Source organism: Clostridium sp. AM58-1XD (genome assembly GCF_003464085.1).
In the GTDB taxonomy this organism is placed as follows: domain Bacteria; phylum Bacillota; class Clostridia; order Lachnospirales; family Lachnospiraceae; genus Lachnoclostridium_A.
The window spans coordinates 1-24,676 of sequence record NZ_QSDR01000021.1 but is presented as its reverse complement, the minus strand read 5'-3'; the positions used below and the strand labels follow the sequence as shown (position 1 = coordinate 24,676).

Annotated in this window: 22 protein-coding genes and 2 pseudogenes; 2 read left to right on the top strand and 22 right to left on the bottom strand. The window is 45.8% G+C overall.

What is annotated here, in order from left to right; genetic code table 11:
• Position 1: 1 nt before the first annotated feature.
• The 8 genes from DXA13_RS13455 to DXA13_RS13425 all read right to left on the bottom strand — a co-directional run bounded on the left by DXA13_RS13455 (position 2) and on the right by DXA13_RS13425 (position 8,359).
• Positions 2-1,225: a LysM peptidoglycan-binding domain-containing protein gene (locus tag DXA13_RS13455; RefSeq protein ID WP_118245067.1), complete on the bottom strand. Its 1,224-nt coding sequence runs from the start codon at positions 1,223-1,225 to the stop codon at positions 2-4.
• A 60-nt stretch (positions 1,226-1,285) separates the two neighbouring features.
• On the bottom strand, positions 1,286-1,885 hold the full coding sequence (gene yyaC, locus DXA13_RS13450) for a spore protease YyaC (RefSeq protein ID WP_118245065.1): 600 nt from the start codon (positions 1,883-1,885) through the stop codon (positions 1,286-1,288).
• Between the two features lie 147 nt (positions 1,886-2,032).
• Positions 2,033-2,932, bottom strand: a complete 900-nt coding sequence (locus DXA13_RS13445; RefSeq protein WP_118245063.1) for a fumarylacetoacetate hydrolase family protein — start codon at positions 2,930-2,932, stop codon at positions 2,033-2,035.
• A 10-nt stretch (positions 2,933-2,942) separates the two neighbouring features.
• Positions 2,943-4,325, bottom strand: a complete 1,383-nt coding sequence (gene hydA / locus DXA13_RS13440; protein ID WP_118245061.1) for a dihydropyrimidinase — start codon at positions 4,323-4,325, stop codon at positions 2,943-2,945.
• Positions 4,326-4,358: 33 nt separating this feature from the next.
• Positions 4,359-4,703 carry a cytosine permease gene (locus tag DXA13_RS22500; protein ID WP_207662173.1) on the bottom strand — a complete coding sequence of 115 codons (345 nt, stop codon included), beginning with the start codon at positions 4,701-4,703 and terminating at the stop codon, positions 4,359-4,361.
• An 11-nt stretch (positions 4,704-4,714) separates the two neighbouring features.
• Entirely contained in the window at positions 4,715-5,713 is a 999-nt protein-coding gene (locus tag DXA13_RS13435; RefSeq protein ID WP_207662172.1) for a cytosine permease, read from the bottom strand.
• 287 nt (positions 5,714-6,000) lie between these two features.
• Positions 6,001-7,044, bottom strand: coding sequence for a LacI family DNA-binding transcriptional regulator (locus DXA13_RS13430; RefSeq protein WP_118245059.1), 1,044 nt, complete (start codon positions 7,042-7,044; stop codon positions 6,001-6,003).
• A 265-nt stretch (positions 7,045-7,309) separates the two neighbouring features.
• On the bottom strand, positions 7,310-8,359 hold the full coding sequence (locus tag DXA13_RS13425) for a hypothetical protein (protein ID WP_118245057.1): 1,050 nt from the start codon (positions 8,357-8,359) through the stop codon (positions 7,310-7,312).
• Between the two features lie 214 nt (positions 8,360-8,573).
• Between DXA13_RS13425 and DXA13_RS13420 the strand changes: the two genes are divergently transcribed.
• Positions 8,574-8,840, top strand: coding sequence for a hypothetical protein (locus DXA13_RS13420; RefSeq protein WP_118245055.1), 267 nt, complete (start codon positions 8,574-8,576; stop codon positions 8,838-8,840).
• 12 nt (positions 8,841-8,852) lie between these two features.
• Here DXA13_RS13420 and DXA13_RS13415 read toward each other — a convergent pair whose 3' ends face one another.
• Both DXA13_RS13415 and DXA13_RS13410 read right to left on the bottom strand, forming a co-directional pair.
• Positions 8,853-9,575, bottom strand: coding sequence for a LytTR family DNA-binding domain-containing protein (locus DXA13_RS13415; protein WP_118245053.1), 723 nt, complete (start codon positions 9,573-9,575; stop codon positions 8,853-8,855).
• A complete protein-coding gene (locus DXA13_RS13410) occupies positions 9,556-11,274 on the bottom strand; it encodes a LytS/YhcK type 5TM receptor domain-containing protein (RefSeq protein WP_243009136.1) in 1,719 nt (572 codons plus the stop codon). Before DXA13_RS13410 ends, DXA13_RS13415 begins: the two co-directional genes overlap by 20 nt.
• A 215-nt stretch (positions 11,275-11,489) precedes the next feature.
• Between DXA13_RS13410 and DXA13_RS13405 the strand changes: the two genes are divergently transcribed.
• Positions 11,490-12,128 (top strand): acetyltransferase, encoded by a 639-nt coding sequence (locus DXA13_RS13405; RefSeq protein WP_118245049.1) that lies wholly within the window; start codon positions 11,490-11,492, stop codon positions 12,126-12,128.
• A gap of 31 nt (positions 12,129-12,159) precedes the next feature.
• Here the strand turns inward: DXA13_RS13405 and DXA13_RS13400 are convergent, their stop codons facing one another.
• From DXA13_RS13400 to DXA13_RS13355, 12 genes and pseudogenes are all read right to left on the bottom strand, one after another.
• Positions 12,160-13,338, bottom strand: a complete 1,179-nt coding sequence (locus DXA13_RS13400) for a ribose-phosphate pyrophosphokinase (protein WP_118245047.1) — start codon at positions 13,336-13,338, stop codon at positions 12,160-12,162.
• A 106-nt stretch (positions 13,339-13,444) separates the two neighbouring features.
• Positions 13,445-14,440, bottom strand: coding sequence for an ATP-binding protein (locus DXA13_RS13395; RefSeq protein ID WP_118245044.1), 996 nt, complete (start codon positions 14,438-14,440; stop codon positions 13,445-13,447).
• An 18-nt stretch (positions 14,441-14,458) separates the two neighbouring features.
• A complete protein-coding gene (locus DXA13_RS13390; RefSeq protein WP_243009135.1) occupies positions 14,459-15,580 on the bottom strand; it encodes a DnaD domain protein in 1,122 nt (373 codons plus the stop codon).
• Positions 15,581-15,851: 271 nt separating this feature from the next.
• Positions 15,852-17,230: pseudogene (gene murC / locus DXA13_RS13385) on the bottom strand (UDP-N-acetylmuramate--L-alanine ligase).
• A gap of 437 nt (positions 17,231-17,667) precedes the next feature.
• Complete coding sequence (locus DXA13_RS13380) at positions 17,668-18,582, bottom strand: sugar phosphate isomerase/epimerase (RefSeq protein ID WP_118245042.1); 915 nt, start codon at positions 18,580-18,582, stop codon at positions 17,668-17,670.
• Between the two features lie 53 nt (positions 18,583-18,635).
• Complete coding sequence (locus DXA13_RS23165) at positions 18,636-19,241, bottom strand: Gfo/Idh/MocA family oxidoreductase (protein WP_347559862.1); 606 nt, start codon at positions 19,239-19,241, stop codon at positions 18,636-18,638.
• 11 nt (positions 19,242-19,252) lie between these two features.
• Positions 19,253-19,672 carry a Gfo/Idh/MocA family oxidoreductase gene (locus DXA13_RS23160; protein ID WP_347559861.1) on the bottom strand — a complete coding sequence of 140 codons (420 nt, stop codon included), beginning with the start codon at positions 19,670-19,672 and terminating at the stop codon, positions 19,253-19,255.
• A 40-nt stretch (positions 19,673-19,712) separates the two neighbouring features.
• A pseudogene (locus DXA13_RS13370) lies at positions 19,713-20,497 on the bottom strand (ABC transporter permease).
• Positions 20,498-20,676: 179 nt separating this feature from the next.
• Positions 20,677-21,549 carry an ATP-binding cassette domain-containing protein gene (locus tag DXA13_RS21905; RefSeq protein WP_243009134.1) on the bottom strand — a complete coding sequence of 291 codons (873 nt, stop codon included), beginning with the start codon at positions 21,547-21,549 and terminating at the stop codon, positions 20,677-20,679.
• Positions 21,543-22,178 (bottom strand): ATP-binding cassette domain-containing protein, encoded by a 636-nt coding sequence (locus tag DXA13_RS21900; protein ID WP_243009133.1) that lies wholly within the window; start codon positions 22,176-22,178, stop codon positions 21,543-21,545. The genes DXA13_RS21905 and DXA13_RS21900 overlap by 7 nt, the downstream gene beginning before the upstream one ends.
• 183 nt (positions 22,179-22,361) lie before the next feature.
• Positions 22,362-23,480 carry a substrate-binding domain-containing protein gene (locus DXA13_RS13360; RefSeq protein WP_118245040.1) on the bottom strand — a complete coding sequence of 373 codons (1,119 nt, stop codon included), beginning with the start codon at positions 23,478-23,480 and terminating at the stop codon, positions 22,362-22,364.
• A gap of 129 nt (positions 23,481-23,609) precedes the next feature.
• Complete coding sequence (locus DXA13_RS13355) at positions 23,610-24,524, bottom strand: LacI family DNA-binding transcriptional regulator (RefSeq protein WP_243009132.1); 915 nt, start codon at positions 24,522-24,524, stop codon at positions 23,610-23,612.
• Positions 24,525-24,676: the final 152 nt, after the last annotated feature.

Here is a 24,676-nt window from a genome sequence, read left to right as displayed (position 1 = left end):
TCTACGGCATAATCAATTTCTGCCCTGTAGTGATTTTATTCTGATCGTCCAGCCCGTTCAGTTCACATATTTCGTCCAGCATATTCAGGTCATGATACTTCTTCAGACAAATACCATAGAGAGTTTCTCCCTCCGCTACTTCGTAAATGCTCTGCTTTGCAATAGACTCCCCCACAGCCGCCGCCTGATCTTCTGCTTCACCAAGCGTTGGAATCTGCGTTTCCGGCTGTGTTTCGACCGCAGCAGGTTCTGCAGCTGCCGGCTCTGTTTCTCCAGTGGAAGCCGCCTCACTTTGAATCTGGCTTTCTGTCTTTCCGGCCTCTTCGCTCATCGTTTCCGGTATGATTTTTCCTGTTCCCGAGACCTGTTCCGTGCCGGAACCGCTCTGGATGATTACCTCTGGTTCTTCGTCGTCTATACTGTAATCCTGCCACGTTGAAGTGCCTGCCGGAAATGCAGAGGCGATGACGTGTTCCATCTCTTTCATTTTGTGGTAATTATTAAACATGGTTACACTGCCTGCCAAGACCGTAATTGCCAATACGCTGCATAAGGTTCCCAGTATGCCGACTATATTTTTTTCAGCCGCCGCTTCCGCCTTTCGGGACTCCATTTTCTGGCGGAAATTATGTATCACCGTATTGTCCACATCCACATCTACACGTCTTGCTTCCCTCCGCAGGATCATATAGTCCTGCATCATCTGGTTTCTCTCGTAATAGATGTTATGTCCTCTCAGTTTGTAAAAACCGTCGTCGGACGCCACGTAAACAGCCTCTTCATTCTCCAGTCCAGAATTCAGGTACATCAGTTTATGGTCACCGGAAAAATACTGCCCATGCTGTTTCCAGTAATTCAGCGGACTCAGCTGGCTTCCCGGTGCTCCGCACAGAAACCATCCCTGTACCGTCCTCTTGGGAAACATCTGCTCGATGTCCTGATACGCCTTTTTCCACGCTCCTTCATAGAACTCCACTTTTTCCCCATTTTGGGTAACTCCGTCCATCTCCAGGGCCCCATCTATGAAAATATAGGGAATCCCGTCGTATTCTTCTACGTTTCCCAGCAGGAGTCCGACGCGCAGATCTTGTCCCCCCACCGGGTACAGCCTCTTCAGGTAAGTATTTACATAATCTTCCACGTACAGTTTTACAATCTGATCTCGTTCCCCAATCTGCCTGATGTTTTTCGGCAGTTTTGGATACGGATTATATAATTCTCCCATAGGTTCACCCCGCTGTTTTTTTATCTTTCCAAGCATAGCACAGCGGGGACAAAAAACTTGTCAAACAGAGGCTGTCCTGTCCCATAACTTTTCGACAAAACATATGCTTTCGCTGATACAGTCCGCCAGGCGCATGACCACTGAGAGGCGTATACTCTGCAGCATGATCGGATCGTGATTCCCACAGCTGCCTACGATACCTGTAATGAAGATGTCTCCGACCGCCTTCAGCTCTTTGCTCACTCCCAGTCCCGGCTTTAGCGGGCCCTTGCCGAGGGTAATGTATCCGATATGCTCCATATTACCGACAGAAGCATCCACTGCTACGATCAGATGATCCGGAAAACTCAGGCGTACCGCTCTGAGGTATTGTTCCAGATTCATCGCATGTACTGGTTTTTCCAGAGTTCCCACTACTTCCGCCCGCTTTATCTTCTTCCCTTTCAGCTTATACCCGATCAGCGGGCCCAGACTGTCTCCGGTTGAACGGTCTGTGCCGATACAGAGAAACAGGACACCATTTTTCTTTTCTTCTTCCATCTGCTCCCTGATCAGTCCGTAGAGCTGAAGGGCGAAGGTCTCAATTTCCCAGTCATTTTGGGCATCATAGTAATATATCTCCCGGTTTCCCCGGATTTTAATCCGTTCCCATAATTTCATATAATCCCGCCTGTGCATTTCTTAGTCTATGTTCTATTATAGGCAGGGCATGTCTCGTTTATGCATGGGACAGGAGAAGAAAGACCACCTGTATCTGACAAAATTCAGCGCCAGATACAGGTGGTCTTTTTCCATTATAGTACTTCTTTATAGTACTTCTTTTTTTACAATATTTACCAGACGTCCAAGATTTCCCATTTCAACTTCCAGGATGTCGCCTTCTTTCAGCCACACGCGTTTATCTTCCGGATATGTTAATATGATGCCTCCGGATGTTCCCGTCAGGATCACGTCTCCCGGCTTCAGCGTAAAATATTTCGATATTCCGCTGATGATAGCTCTGCAGTTAAATATCATATCGGATGTATTGTGATCCTGCCTCAGTTCCCCGTTTACGTAACCTCTTAACGCGAGATTATTCGGATCGGGAACTTCGTCTTTCGTAACGATATACGGGCCGATCGGGCAGAAATTATCACAGCATTTTCCCGGAATCCAGGACGTTGTGGAATACTGGAAATCTCTTGCCGAAATATCGTTTGTATTGCAGTAGCCCAGCACGTAATCCAGTGCTTCTTCTTCAGATACCAGCCTTGCCCGTTTTCCGATTACAATGGCCAGTTCAGCCTCGTAATCCACCTCGTTTGAATTTGCAGGTATGGTAACAACGCCCTTATGTCCTACAACGGAATCAGAAAACTTATTGAACAGATGGGGAAATACCGGCTTTTTTCCGTTAGACTCTTCCAACACCGCCTGATAGTTCAGACCGATTCCAATAATCTTTCCCGGATTTGGGACACATGGACCGAATTCTACACGCTCCTCATCCTTCGTAAATTCAACTTTGACTTCATTCGTTAACTCTGTAATAAATCGATTCAGTTCAGTAAGGGCCTTCCCTCCCCCGCCGATTACTTCTTCCATCGTACCCGGAACGTAATCCGTCGGGTATTTTTTGAGGCATTCTGTTACATTTAATATTCCTTCCGGAAGTTTTACTCCCAGTTCGTACCCGTTTTCCTTCTTTATCGTAAGCAGTCTCATATAATCCCCCCTATTCTGCTATTGGCTTTCTGTAAAGGTAATGTCCCCGGCCGATCTGCTCTTCCGCCTGGAATATTCCGTCTCTTACAATCTCTTCTCCTCTCGACAGCACATGTGTAATAACCCCATAAACCGTCGTTCCTTCATAAGCGTTATAATCACATTTCTGATACTGTTTATCAACTGTAATTGTTCTTGTCTGATTCGGATCGAGAATTACGATATCCGCATCAGCTCCGACCTGAAGGACGCCTTTCTGCGGGTAAATACCCATCAATTTTGCCGTATTAAAACTGAGAATCCTGGTAAATTCCGGAAGAGTAATCCTTCCCTCATGCACTCCATAGTGATACATGATTGAGAACATGTCCTCAACTCCCGGTCCACCGTTTGGTATTTTAGAGAAGTTGTCCATACCCTTTGTCTTGCCGTCTTTATATGGAACAGGCGCATGGTCGGATCCCATTGTCGACAGAATTCCTTTTTTGATGCCTTTCCAGAGCGCATCCTGATTCCACTTTTCACGCAGCGGCGGTGAGCAGATGAATCGGGAACTGTATGCGAAATCCTTGTCCAGATCTGTGATATCTTTTGTCAGATAATGGGCACATGTTTCTCCATATGCATGAACTCCCCGTTCCTGAGCAGCCTCTATTACATCCATAGCCTGCTTGCAGGACACATGTGCTACACGGATATTTGCTCCTGTCACCTGAGCAATGGACAAGATCCTGTTCGTCGCTTCTGCCTCCATCGCTTCCGGTCTGCTGAGACCGTGATATAATGTAGAGGTGTTTCCTTTCTCCACCGTTTCTTTGACAATCTGGTCAATAATATCCCCATTTTCACAATGTACGGTAGCAAGCATATGGTTTTTACTCAGTTCGGACAGAATTCTGTACAGATTCGCATCACTCACCATGAGGCCAATTCCTCTGGCCGACATAAACAGCTTGACGGTGGATACCCCTTCTTTCAGCAGTTCCGGCATGAGACTTAGTGCTTCTTCACTGTGTTCTTCATTAATAATCGGCTGCAGCCCGTAGTCAATATAGGAGTCTTTCGCCATATCCTTCCACATGGAGAAGTTTTCCATCAGTGTTCTGCCTGGAAGCGGCGGTTCTACAAAATTCAGGATCGTCGTAATTCCTCCCGCTGCCGCGGCCCTCGTTCCGTCTCTGAAATCATCTGCATATCCAGGTACCCCAAAGTGTACATGAGGATCGATGCCTCCTGCAAGAACGTACTGTCCCTCTGCATCGATTATCTCGTCGTTTTCTCCCTGTACCATACTGCATGAGATTTCCTCAATCAATCCCCCGCTGATTTTCATGTCTGCTTTAAAAACATCTGAAGCTGTTACTATCATCCCATTTTTAATAATTAAACTCATAATACCTTCTCCTTTTATTTTACTTTGTTTTAGTTATTTCTCATAAATTGTTCCGGCCAGAAATTCTTTGCTGAGCGGCCGATATTTCGTCAGCAGCAGATATACGAGTACCGACGGAATAATTCCTGCGATCCAGGATAGATCGATAAAGATCAGAGACACTGCCGCCCCAGCCAGCGTCGCTGCGATTCCCTGCCAGTTCACCCCTTTGAACGGGCCATTTTCATCGTACAGCATATCCAGATCCAGTTTCTTCTTTCTCAGAATGTAATAGTCCGTAATCATTACCGTTGCAATCGGACCAAGGAACGAGGATACAACCTGTACAAATTTGACGAAACCATTGCTTGTTGTCAAAATCCACGGACATGTACACATTGCTACGATTCCTACGGCAATTGCGATTTGCGGTAAGAAAAGTTTAAATATTCCATAAATACATATGAGGATGGAACTACATTGTGAAGCACGTTCGTCGTCACCTGTGCAAATGCTATAAACAGAAGCGTCGCTATCAGCAGCGGCTTATTCGGCACCAGTTCCGTAAAAAGTTTGATCGGATCCCATGATCCTGTCGTGCCGGACACCATAAGGCCAATAACCGCCATAAACATGGTAAATGGAACAGTCCCGATCCAGTGCAGAAGAAACATGACCTTTGTGCCAGTCTCCTTCCTGAGCTCTCTCGACAGGTCGCCCATGCTGATAACGTAAGTCGTATAAGTGCCGCCGAACGTTGTGATTCCGGCCAGGAACGGCATCCCCCATGATCCTTTGTAATCAATCAGGTTCGTCATAATTTCAAATTTATATGTATTGTAAATAACCAGGAACATATAGCCTAAGGCGATGATAATAAAGACAGCGCCGATGTTTTCCAGCCATTTGATTCCTTTGAATCCCAGGATGGAGAGCAAAATCTGAAGCGTCTGAAATCCGATGAAGCACACTGCCATATTATCAAAACCTATTACCATATAAAGTACGGAATTAATAGCGGAAGCCCCGATCCAGCTTTGAATCCCATACCAGAGAACTGCCGGCAACGATCGGATTAATCCCGGGAAAAGTGATCCCTTCATACCAAAGCATGTTCTCGTATGTACTATAAACGGAATTCCCAGCCGGTGTCCCGGAATACCGTTCCACGTCATGGCAATGCTGATAATCGTTACGCCGATAAGCATAGCCAGCGCCCCCTGAACAAGGTTTAATTTTCCGCTGGGAGGAACAAGCGCCGCTCCCATCATAAACGAGTTGATATTAATAACTCCTGCGATCCAGGCGAATGTATAGGAAGCATTCCCCATAATCCTGTTTGTCTGAGGCGCCAAGCTTTCTTCCCCAAACCCCTTTTCTTTGTTAACTGCTAACCCCTCTTCTTTCATACCTTCTTCCTTTCTTATTTGTTTCTGTTAATTTTTGCTGTTTTCCCCTGCAGCAGCATGCTGCTTGAATCCCCGCCCCTCCTTTCTTTCGTGTTCCCAGGAACATCCTGTGCTAAAAAAAATTTGGCCCCATGTACCCGGGAACAATTTTAAATAAAAAAATTTCACCGGAAGCCTCCAAAGCAGCACTTACATGTGCAGTGATGTTCCCGGGAACATCACCTTATAACGAGACATTATCACACTTACGGATAATTGTCAATATAAAATCCGAATTTTATTATAATTTAAAAAATATTGTGATACCGTTCATAATTCTCTCTCATATAAATATTCAGGCCCACATCGATCTCTTCACGGAGCATCTCCGAACCTCTGTAGAAATATTTAAAGAAATTATTTGCCGCTACTGCTCCCAGATGAAACGGGCGGGCCGTCACAATGCCTGTAATAACTCCCTCATATAAATACCGTTCGATTTCACCGTTGATTCCGTTGCTGATCATTCTGTAATCCTTATGATCCCCCAGCTGTCTCAGCGCCAATATAATATTGTCCATCTTATAAGGTGCATAAACAGCATCCGGCTGAAACTCCGGAATGACACGTTTCAGAGCCTCTCTGTATGTATCACAGTCAATCCCTGCAACATGGATGCAGAGATGTTCGATACCGGAAAATTCTTTAATTCTGTCCTCGAATCCCTCCATTCTTTTTTTACTGAGTTCATACCCATCATCATAAAACAGCGTAAGTACCTTTCCCTCCCTGTTCATGATCTCCGAAAGATAAGAGGCGGACAACGCTCCAAGATTATAATAGCTGGGGCCAATATGGCACAGGCTCGTGTCTTTGCAGATCAGATCCAGAGTCATCAGCGGAATGTCCTGAACTCTGCAGTATTCCTGTACACGCTGCAGATTTTCCCGGCTGAGCGCAGAAAAAATAACGCCGTCAACACGCGCATCCCGGACAGCCTCTTCGAACTGTTCCATCTGTCTCCTGCACTGGTTTCCTTCCCTGGTAATGTCCGTAAACACAACCTTTAACTCAAAATTATAACCATTCCAGATTCTCATGACTTCTTTAATCCCATTTTCCATCTGGCTACCATATCCTTCATCAATGGTAGCAATAATAAAACAATAAACAATCTTGTTGGTTTTCAGAGAAAGGATCGAAGCCGTGCTGTTGTGTACATATCCCATTCTCTTCGCTACTTCAAACACCTTTTCCCGAGTTTCTTCACTTATATTTTTTCCGGCAAACGCGCGGGCAACTGTTGTTCTCGATATATTTAATTCTTTCGCAATATCTTTTTGTCTGACCATGATTATCCTCTTACTTTCTGATTGGTATCTGCTTTTCTGTGCCCGGGGACAAAAAAATCCGGTCTTTTCCTTAGCACTTAAAGCAATGTACTAATTATACACCTGTCCGCTCCTTTTTACTATAAATTTATATCTTTCCCGCAGAAAGAACAAAGCCTTTCCTGGAAAGTAAAAAGAAAGGATGCCATATCCACAGCACCCCTTCCTATCCCATTATCCTATTACGCCTCGTCTTTTGCTTTTTTAGAAACTTCAATCGCTTCGCTTAGATTGAAGCCTTTCCTGATTTAATAATCTCAGACAACTCCCCGATCTTCAGGGGATTTAAGAATTCATTTCCCAGATATGTTCCATAGTGATCCGTAATAAACAGCGTCATGTCCTTAATCTGCCCTTCCAGCTCCTTAGTACCCGCCGTAACCTGCTGGAACTCTTCTCTCAGTTTGTCTACCCGCGGCCTGGCATTGTTAGCAATCTCATCGGAAATAATCATCTTCGTTACCTGTTCAAAGGTATTCAAAGCTTCTTTCTTTTTATTGGCAACGTCCTGAAGTTCCTGCTCCACTCTGGCGATTTCATCGTCATACTTCTCCAGATCGTACAAAGCCTCATTTCTGTCTTTCTTAATCGAACTGGTAATTACACGGATTTTCTTCCTGTTGGAATGCATCTGATCCCGCAGCGTCCGTCCTGTACGAAGCACCTCCATGTGAAGAAGCTTTGTCCTGTTGCTGATCCAGATGTACAAGCCCCCAAAAATAACGACACAGAGGAAGCAGATCACTACCATCATCCACGTTTTCTTCTCCGGCAGGGCCAGGTAAATCCCATACGGCACAGCCAGAAAACAGATCAGAACAGCAATCAGCAGCTTTAGAATTTCTCCAAACCATCTCGGAAAAAACATCGCATAATACAGGCTGGAATTACAGACAGCCGGCACGTGATTCTTCTGGAACATGGTCTTCATCTGAAGCTTCAAATCGCGGTTTTCTTTATGGAGATCCGCCGTTTCTTCGGCAATGCGCTCTTTCATTCCCTGGCTCTTTGCCTTTTCGCGCTTTACCCGGGCCTTCTTAAGCTTGTCCTGCCCTTTTGCAATCTCTTTGTCATAGCTGGAATTGATCTCTTCACGCCGCTTTTTAATTGTAGCAGCAATGTTGTCATTGACTGTCTTTTTCTCGCTCTCCAGAACCTTTTCCAGCCTTATTTCGTCAGCCTTCAGCTGTTTCTCTCTGTCTTTCAGAAGCTCCAGCTCTTCCAGCTTTTCCCTGGCCTCTGTCAGAAACGCGATATGATCGCTGATCGGAGTCATACGGATTCCCTCCCGATGTAAAGTAAATGATGAACTGTCCCGAACGGCGAATCTTCCTGCAGGATCTGCGGCCATGCCCGGAGCCTTGAAGGAACAGTTATAATTATTATTAGCTTACTACAAAAAAAGACAAGAAACAAGGTCTGTTGCATCTTTTCGTTGAGCAAACTTTCAAAATCTGATATAGTAAAAAAATGAAAAGGAGGAGATGATCATGTTCCGAATGTGGGGTAAGATTTTCAGAGACAACCACCTCTTGCAGGATACCGTGATCTGTATCACGGACTATTCTCTGACCAGAACACAGATGGTGTTCCAGTCATTAACCGATATCTGCTATGAATTAGACCTTGGAGAGCCCATTTGGCTTGATTCCAATGTTCATGAATTCCAGGTACACTCAAAAACACGCTTCAGTCAGGATAACTTTATCGAACATGTTGATTTTGATTTTCTGGAGCTTCAGGTAATTGAAGAATAAGTCTTACGGCAGCTACCATCCCAGCAGCTGCCTTAAAACTTTCGTTTTTTCCCTTCCGATTGGAAGTATATTTTTTTCATATCCGTTCATCTTAAGCGCAAAACTGTTATTTCCCCATGGAAATACTTCCCGCACCTGATCCAGGTTAATCAGGTAACTCTTATGGATGCGGAAAAACCGGAGAGCCTCCAGTCGCTTTTCGTACTCTCCTATGGTTTTTCCCTCAAAATACTCATCACTCGGCGTATGTATGAGACACCCTCTGTTATACGTCTCAATATAAATGATCCGGTCAACGTCTTCAAATACAGTTCTGCCGTTGCTGTTGATGGCAATTCTCTTTAAGTTTCTCTCCTGTGCTGCCTTTTCCCTTCCGCCCATATCTGCGCAGCACTTTTCAATGACCTTTTCCAGACGTTTTTTATCGTAAGGTTTCATCACATAATCCGCCACTCCCAGTTCGAAGGCCTTTACCGCGTATTCTGAATAAGCCGTAACGAATATAACCTTCATTTCCGGCTGCATATTTTTCAAAGCATTAATCAGTACGGTGCCGTTGATATCCCCCAGGTTAATATCAAGAAAAAACAGATCAAATTTTTCTTCTCCCGCAATCTGAAGCGCAGCCGCACCACAGTCTCCTTCTGTGATCGCTGCTTCCGGAAGCAGTTCCAAAAGCTGATGCCTCAGCTCACTTCTGGCCGGCCTTTCATCATCAACTATCGCTATCCTCATCTTCCCTCTCCTTCGTTACTTTTTTATCAAATCGTAGTTCTACACAAGACCCCTGGTCAGAGTTAACAATTTTCAGTCCGTGATCTTCTCCGTAGATACTTTTCATTCTCTTATGGACATTCATAAGACCAACGCTTCTTCCTGTCTGCTCTTCCTGATCCAATTTTTCCAGAACCTCTTTTGGAAATCCCTTTCCATGGTCACTGATGCACACCTGAAGTTCATCCTTTTTGTCCTCAATGCGGATGGATACGTAGCGGTATCCCCGGCCGTCCGCCCCATGTTTCACGGCATTCTCCACAATCGGCTGAAGGATCAGCGTCGGTACAGGCGTGTCCAGTTTTCCGTTAATTTTATAGATAACTTCCAGTTTTTCTTCAAACCTAGCTTTTTCCAGTTCCAGATAGTCCTTTACGTGGTCCAGTTCATCCGCCATCGGAACCATGTATACCTCATTATTTAAGTTATAACGGAAATAATTGGCCAGTATAATCAGGAGTTCTCTCGCTCTGTCAGGGTTCTCCCTGCAGACGCAGGATATGGTATTCAGAGCATTGAACAGAAAATGGGGGTTCACCTGAAACTGGAGCGCTTTGAATTCTGCTTTCTGACGCATTCTTTTCTGATTTTCCAGTTCCGCCATGGCAATCTGCGCAGAACCAATCGTTGCAATGTTCTGAAGAAGTACCATCTCACTTCTTCTCATTACCCACTGGCGTTTCGTCCAGGCAACCAGACAGCCAATGGACTGCTCGTGTATGACAAAAGGCGCCGCGATAAGGGAGTAGTCCTTAACGATCTCGTACAGCGGATTATCCCTTGCCACCTGACTGACGGTTGTAAGCCTGGCATTGTCCATCGCCTCTCTGGCTATCAAAGGGATATTTTTCATATCCTCCAGTTCCAGAGGAATTCCTTTATGTTTCCAGGCAATAATCTCGGTACGGTCCAGAACCATGATTCCCGTCCAGTCCGTTTCCTTAAGAATAATATCAGCCATTTCCTCGATGTCATCCCGGTTTTTAAGCCCTTTTCTAAGCAGAGGAATACATTTTCTTGAAAGCTCAGACGACAGCTGAAGCTGCCGGCTGCTCTCCAGGTCCTGCTGTATAAACACGTTGTTAAAGCTGGAAATAAACAGCAGAATTCCGCACGAGTTCAGTATAATCATAGGACCGGCCACCTGAAGCACCGTCTGGAACGCCATATCAAACGGCGACGCCAGTCTCAGAATCGCAATCATATCACAGACTTCCGCAAAACATGTGAGGAAAAACAGATCCTTATACTTCCATTTGCCCCGCTGGAAATAAGGGTAAAATCCCCCGCCCAAAAGGCCGAAAAGAGCCGTTGAAAACGCCGAAGCTGCTGCAAATGCCGAAGGAGAGGAAAAGAAATATACGTAAACGGCTCCCAGAAGAGAGGCATACATACCTACAAGGGGGCCGCCCAGAAGGCCGGCTGCCATACCGCCGATTACACGCGTATTCAGGTTGTAGGAACCGATATCGATGCTTGTATAGGTAGACAGCATGATAATTCCGCCGAACAGCATGGAGAGCACCATCTGACGCCGCCAGTCCCTGGCTTCCTGAACAAGCATATTCTGTATCAGGCGCAGTTTCGACAGCAGGTTAGCGATAATAACCAGAAGGCCGATATTTAAAATAAGGTCAAACGCCAATCGATCCGATCTCACTTCTGTCTCCCTCCTCATTTAGGAATATCTGTACTTTTCCTTTCATTTTATCACGGCCATGTCCAGGGCACAACAAATATTTAACAAAACCAGACACGATAAAACTCATTGCTGCAAAGTTCGATTGACACCGCTTCAATTGAGAATATAATAAAAGAAAGCACCTGTAAACCGGGGCAAAAATCCAATATAAAAACGGGAGAAAAACTGTTAAAATGAAGAAATTACTGATTTGGGGTGCAGGCGACCAGGGTACGGTAACGCTGGAATGTGCATTGGCAATGAACCAATACGCCGCGATAGATTTTTTAGAAATAAAGGAAAAGGGACACCGCCGGATTCCAGGCCGTGTCATATACAGGGAAGACGATGACGATATCGGCAGGATCATCAGGTCTTACGACGAAATCATCGTTGCAACCGGCAGCAATGATCTTAGGGACAAAAAAATTTCCCGGCTGATCTCTATGGAACGGCCTCTGGCAACGGTCATTCATCCCACAGCTGTTATCAGCCCGTCCGCCAAAATTGCTGGAGGATGTACGATTCTGGCCAATGCGGTTGTCCATACAAACGCCGTAGTAGGAACCGGCTGTATCATCAATACGGCTGCCGTAATTGAGCATGACTGTATCATCGAAGATTTCGTTAATATCTGTCCTAACGCATCCATGGCCGGCCACACACAGATCGGTCGGAAATCATTTTTGGGGATCGGAAGTACCATAATTGACGGCATTCGTATCGGAAAAGAAGCCGTTGTCGGCGCCGGAGCGGTTGTTATCAGAAATGTTCCCGACTTTACAACAGTTGTCGGGGTTCCTGCGAAACCAAAGAGCGCTCGCCAAATATAAAAATTCCGCGCTTTACAGGCGCGGAATTCGTTTAATTTTGTTCTTTTCTATATGCCTTCAGGAGCTTGTTGATTCTCCTCGTTGGGTTAAGAAGCTCGCTCAGGGAAGCATCGTGATTCAGATTATCAATAATTAATGCGATATATTTGCTCATATCCACATCGATATAATACGGCTTTGACAGAAGTTCCGGCGTCTGGTAAACCAGGTTCGTCGTAAGAATCCGATCGATCAGACCATTCTGATAATACTCGTCAAATTTGGCAAGCCCGTTGGTAAAGAGGCCGAACGTAGAACAGATAAATACCTTTCCCGCCTTTCTCCTCTTCAGTTCCTTCGCAACATCCAGCATACTCTCTCCGGAAGATATCATGTCGTCGATAATCAGCACATCCTTGCCCTCTACATCTGTGCCGAGGAATTCATGAGCTACAATCGGATTTCTGCCGTTTACAATCTGCGTATAGTCACGCCGTTTGTAAAACATTCCCATATCCAGTCCCAGCACGTTTGCAAAATAGATGGCGCGCTTCATACCACCCTCGTCCGGACTGATGACCATCATATGGTCGCTATCGATCTGGAGGTTCGTCTCTGCCTTCAGAAGATATTTAATAAACTGGTAAATCGGCTGGACAGTCTCAAAGCCTCTCAGCGGGATCGCATTCTGCACACGTGGATCGTGCGCATCAAATGTAATGATGTTCTCCACGCCCATATCACAGAGCTCCTGAAGTGCAGTCGCACAGTCCAGGGATTCTCTTCCGGAACGCTTATGCTGTCTTCCCTCATACAGGAATGGCATGATTACGTTGATTCTTCTGGCCTTTCCTGCGGCAGCGGCAATCACACGCTTTAAATCCTGAAAATGATCATCCGGCGACATGTGGTTGACCATTCCGCACAGAGAATACGTAAGGCTGTAGTTGCAGATATCCACCATAAAATAAAGGTCATCTCCGCGGACTGATTCCTCAATGGAACCCTTTCCCTCGCCGGAGCCGAATCGCGGCGTCTCAGCCTTAATGATATAGGAGTCTCTCTGATATCCAGCAAAGGCAATCGTAGATTTGTGTTCACTTTCACGTTCATGTCTCCAGGCAATTAAATGCTGGTTTACCCGTTCTCCTAATTCCGCGCAGCTCTTAAGCGGAATCAGTCCAAGTGGTCCTACCGGTATGGTTTCGATTGTCTTCTCCTCGTATATCATCATTCGTCCTCCTAATTATGTTTGTAATTTATATTATAAGCAGAACAATTTGTGTCAAAAAAGTAACGCAACGTATACTCTATCATTATGTTCTTAAATAGTCAAGTCAGTCAAGGCCTTTTCGTCTTTTTTTAATACGAATATCCTCTCCATACAGAGGAATCATGCGGTAATTGCTCATAATCCTGGATGCCACCCGGTCCGTATACAGATCCTGCAGCATATTCAGGGAAAGATTGGTGGAAATGATCGTTCCTTTTTTCCTGATCAGCCTTTCATTAATGCAGTAAAAAAGCTGAGAGGATGTAAAACTGTTATTCAGCTCCGTTCCCAGGTCATCGATAATCAGCAGGTCGCAGTCCAGAATAAATTCGTACATATCCTTCATCTCATCGTCATCCTGATAGGAGAATTTATTTTTGGAAAAAACATCGAAAAGATCGTTTGCCGAGAGGTAGATGACCGAATAATACAGCTCCATCAGCTCTTTCGCTATGCAGTTGGTAAGAAACGTCTTTCCGACGCCAGTCGTACCGGTAAAGAGGAGATTGCCTTTCTCTTCCTGAAACGCTTCGATAAACTGACGGCAGAGCTTCACCACCTCGCGCATATGCTCCGCTTCCGTTTCTCCCACTCCTGGAATTTTAACCGAATCGTCAAAATAGCGATAGGAGAAGGTATCGAAGTTCTCTCTCCGTACGATCTCCTCGATGTTGGACTGCGCATAAAGCAGCTTCATCTGAGCCTGACGGAAACAGTGGCATTTCCTTCCATCCACATATCCGGTATCGCGGCAGTCCGGGCAGCGGTAATGCATTTCCATGTAATCTGCGGGAAAACCATTGGCTTTCAGCAGAAGTTCCTTCTGCTCCCTCAAATCCGACAGCTCTTCCCTGAGCGCTTTCAGCGCCCCGGAATCTCCGTCCAGAAGCCTTCTGGCCGACCGCACCGCCGCAGTGCTGATGGAATCCTCCAGTTCCCTCATAACCGGTATCTTCTCATATACTCTGGCCACCCGCTCGTCCTGTTCGTGTTTATTCTGAAGCTGCTGCTTCTGGTAGTCCCTGATGATGGAATCATACTGGGAATTGCTCAGCGCCATAACATGTCCTCCTGTTCACTACTTTTCCTTCTGCCACAATTCCATAACAAGGGCATCGTAGTCCGTATTCCTCTGTTCAAAATTATGGAAACGGTTTGTCTGAGCCTGCTTTTTGGCCGGAGCTGTTGCACCGGTCTTCTTTCTGCGCCCAGCCAGCACTTCTACGTCCTCCAGTGTCCTGACACCAGCCTTTTTCCACTCAGACAGAATCTTATCCGCATACTGGAAACTGGGCTGGTGAATCGCCTCTATCGTCCTGTTGCAGGCATCTACCACCATCTTTCTGGTAAAACCATATTCTCCGAACCACTTGTCCAGATATGTAATCTCAGCCTCACCCGGCCGTCTGTCGCCCAGGCCAAACGCCTTCATCACAGCAAAGTAATCTTTGCTGAAGCCTTCCGCTCTCGCCTTGGCCTGATCTACGGTGCCAATTCCCTTTTCATGCCAGTCGATCGCCACCTTTTCCATATACCGCAGGCTCGTATGCTGATTCTGTACACAATATTCAATCAGATATTCGATCAGTTCCGCCGGAAGTTTCAGCCCATCATACAAATAAGCCATTACTTCGCTGTCCCGCTGCGTAAAAAGACGGTTCATATATTTCTGGGCAATGTAAAGCAGCTGTGTAAACTCTTCATCACCGGACAGACGGTTGATCTCATCGACCGAATATACTTTTCTGGTTCCTGCAGACGAGGCACCCGACTGCTGATACGTCTGGACCGGCCTCTGATGCTCCTGGACTGGCCTCTGATGCTCCTGGACCGGCTTCTGATACTCCTGGACCGGCTTCTTACGCTCCTGAGCCGGCTTCCTGTATGTCTGATCCGGCTGCTTTCCGCCACTGCCGCTGAGTGCCGCCGCCGTCTCTCCCGCTCCCGAAACGTCTGCCTCCGTTCCCGCCGCTTCTTCCAGTATCCCATATTTTTTCCAATACGCCAAAGCACGTTTTACATCGGCCTCCGTATGGTTCAGCGCATCGGCAATATCTGCAATTTCAATCGTCTCCTGCTCATGGCGGAGCACATAGAGATATACTTTTACGTACTCTCCATTTGCCGAGGGCATGTACTTATCAATAAACTCATTTGCAACTGCCGTAGCCTTTATTACGAATGGATTTTTAATATTCACGGTACAAAACTCCCCTCTCTTTTCTATGTTCCTATCATATCACACCATTTTTAAAAAGAAAATAGGGCGACTTATCCACCATCCCTATTGTGGATAATGTGGATAACGGGGATAATAAGTTAACATAATCTTCAATATCTTGTAATTTTATGTCGAAATACTGTAATTTTCAATATCAAAAATATTATCTGTTAATTTATTATGTAAATCAAAAAATCCACATAGCTTCTTTACATAAAATGTTGAAAACTATGTGGATAATGTGGATAACTTAAAGACCCAACAGCTTTTCTCCCACTTTTACGATATCTCCAGCCCCCATAGTTATCAACAAATCACCGTTGACACATTTTTCTAAAATAAATGTTTCAATTTCGTCAAAAGACGGGATATACTGCGTCCTGGTCCCCAATTCTTCTATTTTATCGGCTAAATCTCCAGAACTTATGCCAGATTGTCGGTTTCTCTGGCCGCATAGATATCCGCCAGAATCACCTCATCCGCCATGGACAGCGCTTTTGCAAATTCGTCCATAAATGCCTTTGTTCTCGTATATGTATGCGGCTGGAAGACGCACCACAGCTTCTTATGAGGATAATTTCTGGCAGCGGAAAGAGTCGCCCGGATCTCACTTGGATGATGGGCATAATCATCAATAATCGTAACGCCGCCGATCTCTCCCTTCTTTTCAAACCGCCTGTTCGTACCGGTAAATTTATGAAGTCCGTCCTGAATCTGCTTCATGGGAACTCCCAGTTCCAGGCAGACCGCAACCGCGGCTAACGCGTTCGAAACATTATGGTCTCCACTCACGCCCAAAACGATGTGTCCCATTTCCCTGCCTTCCTTAATCAGGTCAAATTCCGCTCTCGCATACGCGTCGTGGCGGACATTGACCGATCTGTAATCGCTGCCCTCAGACTGTCCAAATGTCACAACACGGCACGGAAGGCCTTTCGTAATCTCTTCTACCTGCTCGATATCATTGTTAATAACCAGCAGTCCGTGAACAGGAAGTTTCTCTGCAAACAGGCGGAAAGAACGCCTGATATCGGCCAGATCCTTGAAGAAATCCAGATGGTCCGCTTCTATATTCAGAATAATCTCCATTGTCGGATAAAATGACAGGAAGCTGTTTGTATACTCACACGCTTCTGTAACGAATAAATCAGGGCCGCCCACGCGGATATTCCCGCCTATGGACGGCAGAATCCCGCCTACGGAAACGGTTGGATCCTGATCGGCCGCCAGCAGAACCTCGGTGATCATAGAGGTTGTCGTGGTCTTTCCATGAGTACCGGAAATTCCCAGGGCCTGTTTGTAATTTTTCATCATCTGCCCCAACAGTTCTGCCCTTGTCAGCATTGGGATATCTTTTTCCACAACGGCTTCAAATTCAGGATTGTCTTTGTGGATTGCCGCCGTATATACGACTACGTCGATTCCGTCTCCGATGTTTGACGCTCTCTGCCCGTAAAATACCTGCGCCCCTTTCGCTTCCAGATGATCGGTCAGTTCTGTCTGCTTCGCATCGGACCCGGATACCGTAAATCCCTCATCCAGAAGGATTTCTGCCAGGCCGCTCATGCTGATGCCCCCGATCCCTATAAAATGAATATGGCACGGTGTTTTAAAATCTATCTGATACATAATGTTTCCCATCCTTTTTTCTGTATGATTTCACTTACTTTTACTTCTTTTTTATTGAAATGTCAAGCCTTTCCCCCATTTAGGGAACTTTCTATTATTATACAGAATATGAAAAGAAAATTCCATATATTTTGTATCAGCCTGTGTAAGATATCACTAAGTACAATTATATGACTCGCACCGCGTCTTAAATACTTCCGCCAAGTCTTGATCGTGTCATTTTATACCGTTATACCGTTTCTTCTGTTCAGAACAAGGTCTTTCCTGGAAGTGAAAAAAGCCGCCCGGTTTCATCATTTCTGCACCCGGTGCGGCCTTTTATGTACGATTCTTTATTCCTCCCTCATTTTCCGCCCCATAAAGCGGACGGGAACGACAAAAACCTGACAAATAATATACAGTTAAAAACTTTTCATTTCGATGCACACAGCTATCGTTTATACAATGAACTGCCCCAGATATCGTTTGCTGAGAACGAGGCTTCTGATCACATCTTCTCTCGTCTCCTCAAAGCTTTTGTCTTCCACTTCCACGCACGTATATCCCTTATACCCAATATCCGTCAGTGCGCTCACATACTTCGCCCAGTCCACATCTCCCAAACCAGGAAGCTTCGGCGCCATATATTCCAGCGGGTATGCCATGGTGCCCACCCGGTCCAGTCTGTCGCGGTAAAGCTTTATATCCTTATAATGAACATGGAAAATTTTATCCTTAAATTCATACATCGGCCTGATATAATCCATCATCTGCCATACAAAATGGCTGGGATCATAATTCAGTCCAAAGCAGTCGCTGGGGATTGCTTCAAACATTTCTTTCCATATTTTTGGAGTCGTCGCCAGATTCTGTCCTCCCGGCCACTGCTCTGCTCCGAACAGCATCGGGCAGTTTTCAATTGCCACCTTGACCTTATGATCTTCTGCCAGGCGGATAATATCCGGCCATATTTCCTTGAATAGCTCCATATTTTCTTCAACGGTTTTGGTCTGGTCGCGTCCGATAAAAGTCGTAACCATGCCGACACCGAGCTTTTCTGAAGCCAGGATTACCTTTTTCAGATGCTCAATATTTGCCGCCCTTTTCTCCAGATTGCCGTCCATCGTATTCGGATAAAATGCCAGAGACGATATCTCAACGCCCTTATCCCTGCAGTAAGACTGAATATAAGCTGCCTTTTCATCATCCAGCCCATCTACATCAATATGGCTGACGCCTGCGTAGCGGCGCTCTGCCTTGCCGTTTGGCCAACAGGCCACTTCCACGCACTCATATCCAAGTCTGCTGACCGTATCAATCATTTCCTCAAAGGACATCCAATCCAAAATCGCACTTACAAGTCCCAGTTTCATGTTATTTCCTCCACTCGCCATATTTTTCGCACACCCGCTGCCTTTTGCTGCAGCTACTGCGCAATCTTAATGCTCTTTCCTGTCTCTGAACTCTCCACAGCCGCAAATACCGCTCTCATCGCCGCTAACGCTTCTTCTCCGCTGATTTCTGGCGGGGTATTTGTCACGAGGCACTCCATAAACAGATCGATCACGCCCGATTTCGTCTGGTTGTCATTCGTCTGTATCTTATCGATATCATACAGGATCTTCTCACCATCCTTCATCTCCACAATGATCGAATGTGCAGGATCGCTGTATATTTTCATTACGCCTTTTGTTCCATATAAAATAGTAGAATTATCCTCTTCTCCATAGCAGGTCCAGCTGGCTGTCATCGTTCCCATACAGCCGCTTTCCATTCTGTAAATACAGATCGCGTTGTCGTCCACCCCGATCAGTTTCCCATCGGCTCCCCGTTTATCGATTGTTCCCAGATAAGCCATAACCTCGACTACTCTCGAGCCTGTCAAAAACTGAATCAAATCGGTTTTATGTATACCCAGATCGGCCATGGCGCCTAACACGGCTTTGTCCTTGTCAAAAAACCATACGGCTCTGCCAGGATCAATGCTCCAGGTCTCCGGTCCCCCGTGAGCGAAATTTGTCTTGAAGGTCACAATATCCCCAATCAGCCTTCTTCAATCAGCTTTCTGGCTCTGGCATGAGCTTTTGCCAGCCTCTGGTTGTGGCCAATCATAAGGAACCGTCCGGCTTCTCTGGCCGTACGAACCATGTCTTCGCACTCCTTTAACGACATCGCCATCGGTTTTTCACACAGAACATGCTTACCGGCCCTTAAAGCCGCCATCGTAATCTCCGCATGGGCGCTGTTAGCCACGCAGACGCTGACTGCGTCAATGCCGGGGTCCGCCAGGAGCGCCTCATAAGAGTTGAATACTCTGCCGCCATATTGGGCTGCCAGTTCTTCTGCTCTCTTCTGATTCAGGTCATAGAATCCCGCCAGAACTGCCTCATCATGATCTGCATACTCCGGTATATGACGTACCTGAGCAATTTTTCCACATCCGATTATACCTATTTTAAACATAATATCTCCCCTCTTCCCCTTTCCTTCTGCAGCTTATCATTTATTTATTCTTTTTCTTCGTCTGAGCGAGTACGGCAACCAGGATTACAATACCGCGTACCAGTCCATTCAGGAACGGAGGTACATTTGCCATAACCAGAATTGTCTGAATAATGCGCAGCATCAGGACGCCTAAAAACGTTCCGATAATCTTGCCGCGGCCGCCCTCCATCGATGTTCCGCCGATTGCAACGGCAGCGATGGCATCCATTTCATATCCGTCGCCTGCGCTGGCCGCCTGAATGGAAGTAAGACGGCTTGCCAAAAGAAACGCTGCCAATCCATACAGAATTCCTGCATATGCGTAGATAAGAGCCTTACATTTCCCACCTTGATTCCTGCCAGTCTGGCCGCCTGTTGATTGGATCCGACGGCATAGACATAACGGCCGAATTTTGTCTTGCTCATAATAAATCCGGTAAGCAGGGTGATGAGTATAAAAATAATCATCAGGTGAGGAATACCGAAAATTTTTCCTGCCGCCACGCTGCGGAATGCATCATACATGGATTTGTCTACGGTAAACGGTCCGCCCTGGCCCAGCTGTGTAATAATAGAGCGGTATGCGGAGAACGTAGCAAGCGTCACGATGAAAGGCGCAATATTTCCCTTTGTAATAAACAGACCATTGAACAGGCCCAATAACAGACCAAATCCCAGGCAGAACAAAAGGCACAGAACGATGCTCTGCGTTCTGTTCAGAAGCAGAATTCCAAGTCCTGAGACAAGAGCTACGGAGGAACCTACGGAAAGGTCAATCATTCCTGCGGAAATAACAAGGCTCATTCCCATGGCGCAGATTCCTACAATTGCTCCCTGTACAAACTGGTTGGTCAGATTGGTAAACGATAGAAACGATGGATTGATCACAACCGCTACAATCATCAATAAAACGAAGCTCAGCCAATGGCTGTAATTAGTTGTTATATTCTGCCAGATATGCTTGAAATCCTTATTTGTCGTATTCATTTCCGTACCTCCATTTTTGTACCTGTGGAAAGCGCCATCATTCTGGTCTCATCCATTTCCTGTCTGCCGAGGGTGCCGCTGATTTTCCCCTTATACATGACGATGCAGCGGTCTGCTATCTGATAAATTTCCGGAAATTCCGTACTGAAAACCAGAATTCCCTTTCCCTGAGAAGCCAGTTCCAGAATCAGCCGGTAGATCGAATATTTTGCCCCTACGTCTATTCCCTGTGTCGGATTGTCCATAATCAGCACATCAGCGTTTGTTTCCAGCCATCGGCCGACAATTACTTTCTGCTGGTTCCCTCCTGACAGAGATGTAATCGGGTCCTTTTCACTGCCCACTTTTATTTCCATTTTCTTCCGGTTTTTCTCAAAACGTTCCGTCTCTTCCTTATTACTGATAATAAGTTTCTTGTGCAGCAGTGTAAAATAAGCTGCGGAATTGTTATCTCTGATACTCAAATCCGGGAGAATTCCTCTCTCTTTTCTGTTGCATGGAATCATTGCTACTCCATGTCTCATAACGTTTAATATGCTCTTCGTATTCAGCTTTCCGTTTTTCGTCTCCACCGTGCCGCTCTTTACGCCGGTCGCACCGAAAATGGCCGTAGCGAGTTCGCCGCTTCCAGCCCCCTGCAGACCTGTAACAGCGATTACTTCTCCTTTATGGAGGTCAAATGAGATGTCCTCAAAGGTCTCTCCGCATAAGTTCTTAACCGACATCAGAACTTCATCCTTCATACACGGTTCCTGCTGCTCTTTTAAGTTGGCATTAATAAATGTCTTTCCAATTAACAGCTCCGTGGCCTTGTGTTCATCGATATCCTTAATCAGACCACTTTCAATAAACCGTCCGTCTCTCAGCACCGTATAGCGGTCACATATGGTAAATATCTCCGGCATTTTATGGGAGATATAAATAAACTTACCTTCTGTTCCTGAAGCCCCCTCATAATGGAAAACAGGTTTTCAATTTCCTGGTTATTGAGGGCAGTGGTCGGCTCATCCATAATAATCAGTTCAGACTGGAATAAAAGAGCTTTGGCAATCTCGACAAGCTGCTTTTTAGCCGTTTCCAGATCCGCCACCAGCGCTTTGGCATCGATCTGCACATTCATGCTGTCCAGAACTTCCTGCGCCCTTTTAATCTCGGTTTTTTTATCCACTACACCTGCTTTATTCGTAAGTTCTTCTCCCAGGAACATATTTTCATAAACCTTCAGATCATTGCAAAGGTTCAGTTCCTGATGGATAAAACGAATTTTCATTTCCATTGACTTTTGCGGAGTCATATCCGTAATTTCTTTCCCATCGATTATGATTTTCCCGGAGGTGGGAGGAAAATTTCCTGACAGGATATTCATCAATGTGGTCTTGCCTGCACCATTCTCTCCCAAAAGGCCGTGGATTTCTCCCGGTCCTGTCTGGAAACTCACATCCTGCAATGCGGCAACCGGGCCAAATTGCTTGCTTATATTCTTCATTTCCAAGTTCATGTAGTAGAACCTCCTTTAATTCAAGAACGATTACGCAGCAGCGTAATCAATACCTGCGGCGGGGCCGCTGCAGCGACATGATTCCCTTCCGCCTCAGTGCAACACACGCAGCGCTTTTCTATCGCAGGCACAATCATCTGTGATAGAAAAGCCGGCCGGTTAAAAACCGACCGGCTTATGGGCTTACTGTAAGCTGTAACGAATCTTATAAACATCAGATTCCATATATTCTTTATAGTTTGTCTTATCAATCATTTCGGTAGGAATTAAGTAGCTGGCATCCAGAGTTTCACCCTGCATTACTTTCAGTCCTAAATCAACTGCGTCACGAACCATGGATGGTGAGAATGTATATGTCATGAAATCAATACCTTCCAGACCGGAATTCTCATATAAGTTCATGAAGCCTTCGCCTGCGGATACGCCGGAAACCAGTTTGATGTTTAATTTTGCAGGTCCGTTGTAATTCTTTAATGCTTCTACAATACCGAATACGATTTCATCGTCATGGGTAAAGATTGCTTTTACAGATTCAATTTCTTCAACGCTCTTTGTATTTAAGAAGTCTTCCATCTGCTCCATAGCCTTCTGCTGGCTCCAGTCAGTGGAGAATTCCTGAATTTTCTTAAAGTTCTTGTCTGCTGTTTTCCAGAAACCATTGGAACGCTGCATCGGAACCGTAGAGGAATCGCCCTTAAATTCCAGAAGTCCTACTTCGCCTGCTGCCAGATCGTCTTTGAAGTACTCGGTGAAATACTCGCCTGCGCCCTCGCCGATGGCATCATTGTCGCCCATAATCCAGCTGGTCGGCTCAAATCCTTCAATTAAACGGTCATAGATAATAAGCGGAACGTCTGCGTCCTGTACCTGCTGTGCAGCACTTCTCAGCTCGTCGCCTGTAACAGGCCAAAGTACCATTACATCTGGGTTTAATCCGAGAATTGTCTCTACTGCGTTGCTCTGCTCGCCAGACTCTGCTGCTGTCATGAATTTGTATTCAAATCCATACTTTTCTGCCAGTTCCTTTACCTCTGCTTCACAGTGCTTGATTGATTCTGCCGTAAAACCATGGTCTGCAGACGGTGTAACAACACCCATCATTTTACCCTTTAAATCTGCTGCCGGAGCTTCTGCTTCTGTCTCTTCCTTGCTCTCTTCTGCCTTTTCCTCTTTTGCAGTCGTCTCCTCTGCCTTTGTCTCTGCTGCTGTTGCAGCTGCTGTTTCTGCCGGCTTTGAGCCTGAGCATGCAGCCAGTGACATTGCCATTGTTGATGCCAATACTACCGCCAATACTTTTTTCATTCTTACTTCCTCCTTTATTTTTACTTTCTATTCTAAAACCGTATCCCGGCTGTAGAATCACGTATTACCAGTTTGTGTTCCAGGAAAACAGACCCTTTGGCTCCCTTTCTTTCTCCAGTTTCATCTGCTCTACAAGCATACCTGCGCTTGTCTTTCCCAGTAAATAGAGAGCTGGGAGACCGTCGTCAGCATGGGGTTCATCATGGTAGCGTATTCGACATCGTCGAATCCGACGACAGACAAATCTCTGCTGATTTTTATTCCCATGCCTTCCGCCGCCCTGATCGCACCCATCGCCAGTACGTCCGATATACAAAATATGGCTGTCGGCCTGTCATTCAGGCTCAAAAGCTGTCGGCCTGCGGCAATACCGCTCTGAAAGCTGTAATCCCGGTCAGCATTTACCATATATTCGTTCCGTACCGGAAGACCGGCCTCTTTCATTGCTTCTTCATATCCTTTTTGGCGTTCCTCACTGCTTATAAAGTGGTTTACGCTGCCGATAAATCCTATTTTTTCATGCCCCAGGCTGTGCAGATAGCGCACCACCTGCTTGGCCGCTTCAAAATTGTCCACCGTTACATGAGCAATATCTGCGTCCTCGCAGAATTCACAACATTGGACAAGCGGAACTTTCTCCGCTGTTTTCTTTATATCCTTATCATCTTTATCGACGCAAAGCAGCACTGCCCCGTCGGCCTGGCCGTCGAACAAAAGCTCCATAAACTCCCGTTCTCTCACCTTGTCCCCATTCGTAATACAGAGCATCGTGCCATACCGGTTCTTCCTGGCTTCATCCTCAATACCGGAAACAATGGCGGCATAAAAGGGATTGCTGATCGCAGGGACAAAGATCAGCAGCATTCTGCTCTCCTTTTTTCTCAGCCGTCTTCCCCAGACGTTCGGCTGATAATTCAATTTATTAATTGCTATATGTACCTTTTCCAATGCTGCCGGCGATACCGGACCGTTCTTATTTAATACCCTGCTGACAGTTGCTACTGATACGCCAGCTTCTCTTGCCACATCTGCAATCGTAATCATCTGATCTGCTCCCCTCGCTCACTCTGCTTCAATTCAATGAGTGTTCCTGTATTTATTCTCCGTTGGTGTATCGATTATCACTTTTATGAATAAATTTTACCTCAAAATCAAGTCTGAGGCAACATGTAGGAACTAAAAGTTAATGAATTTAT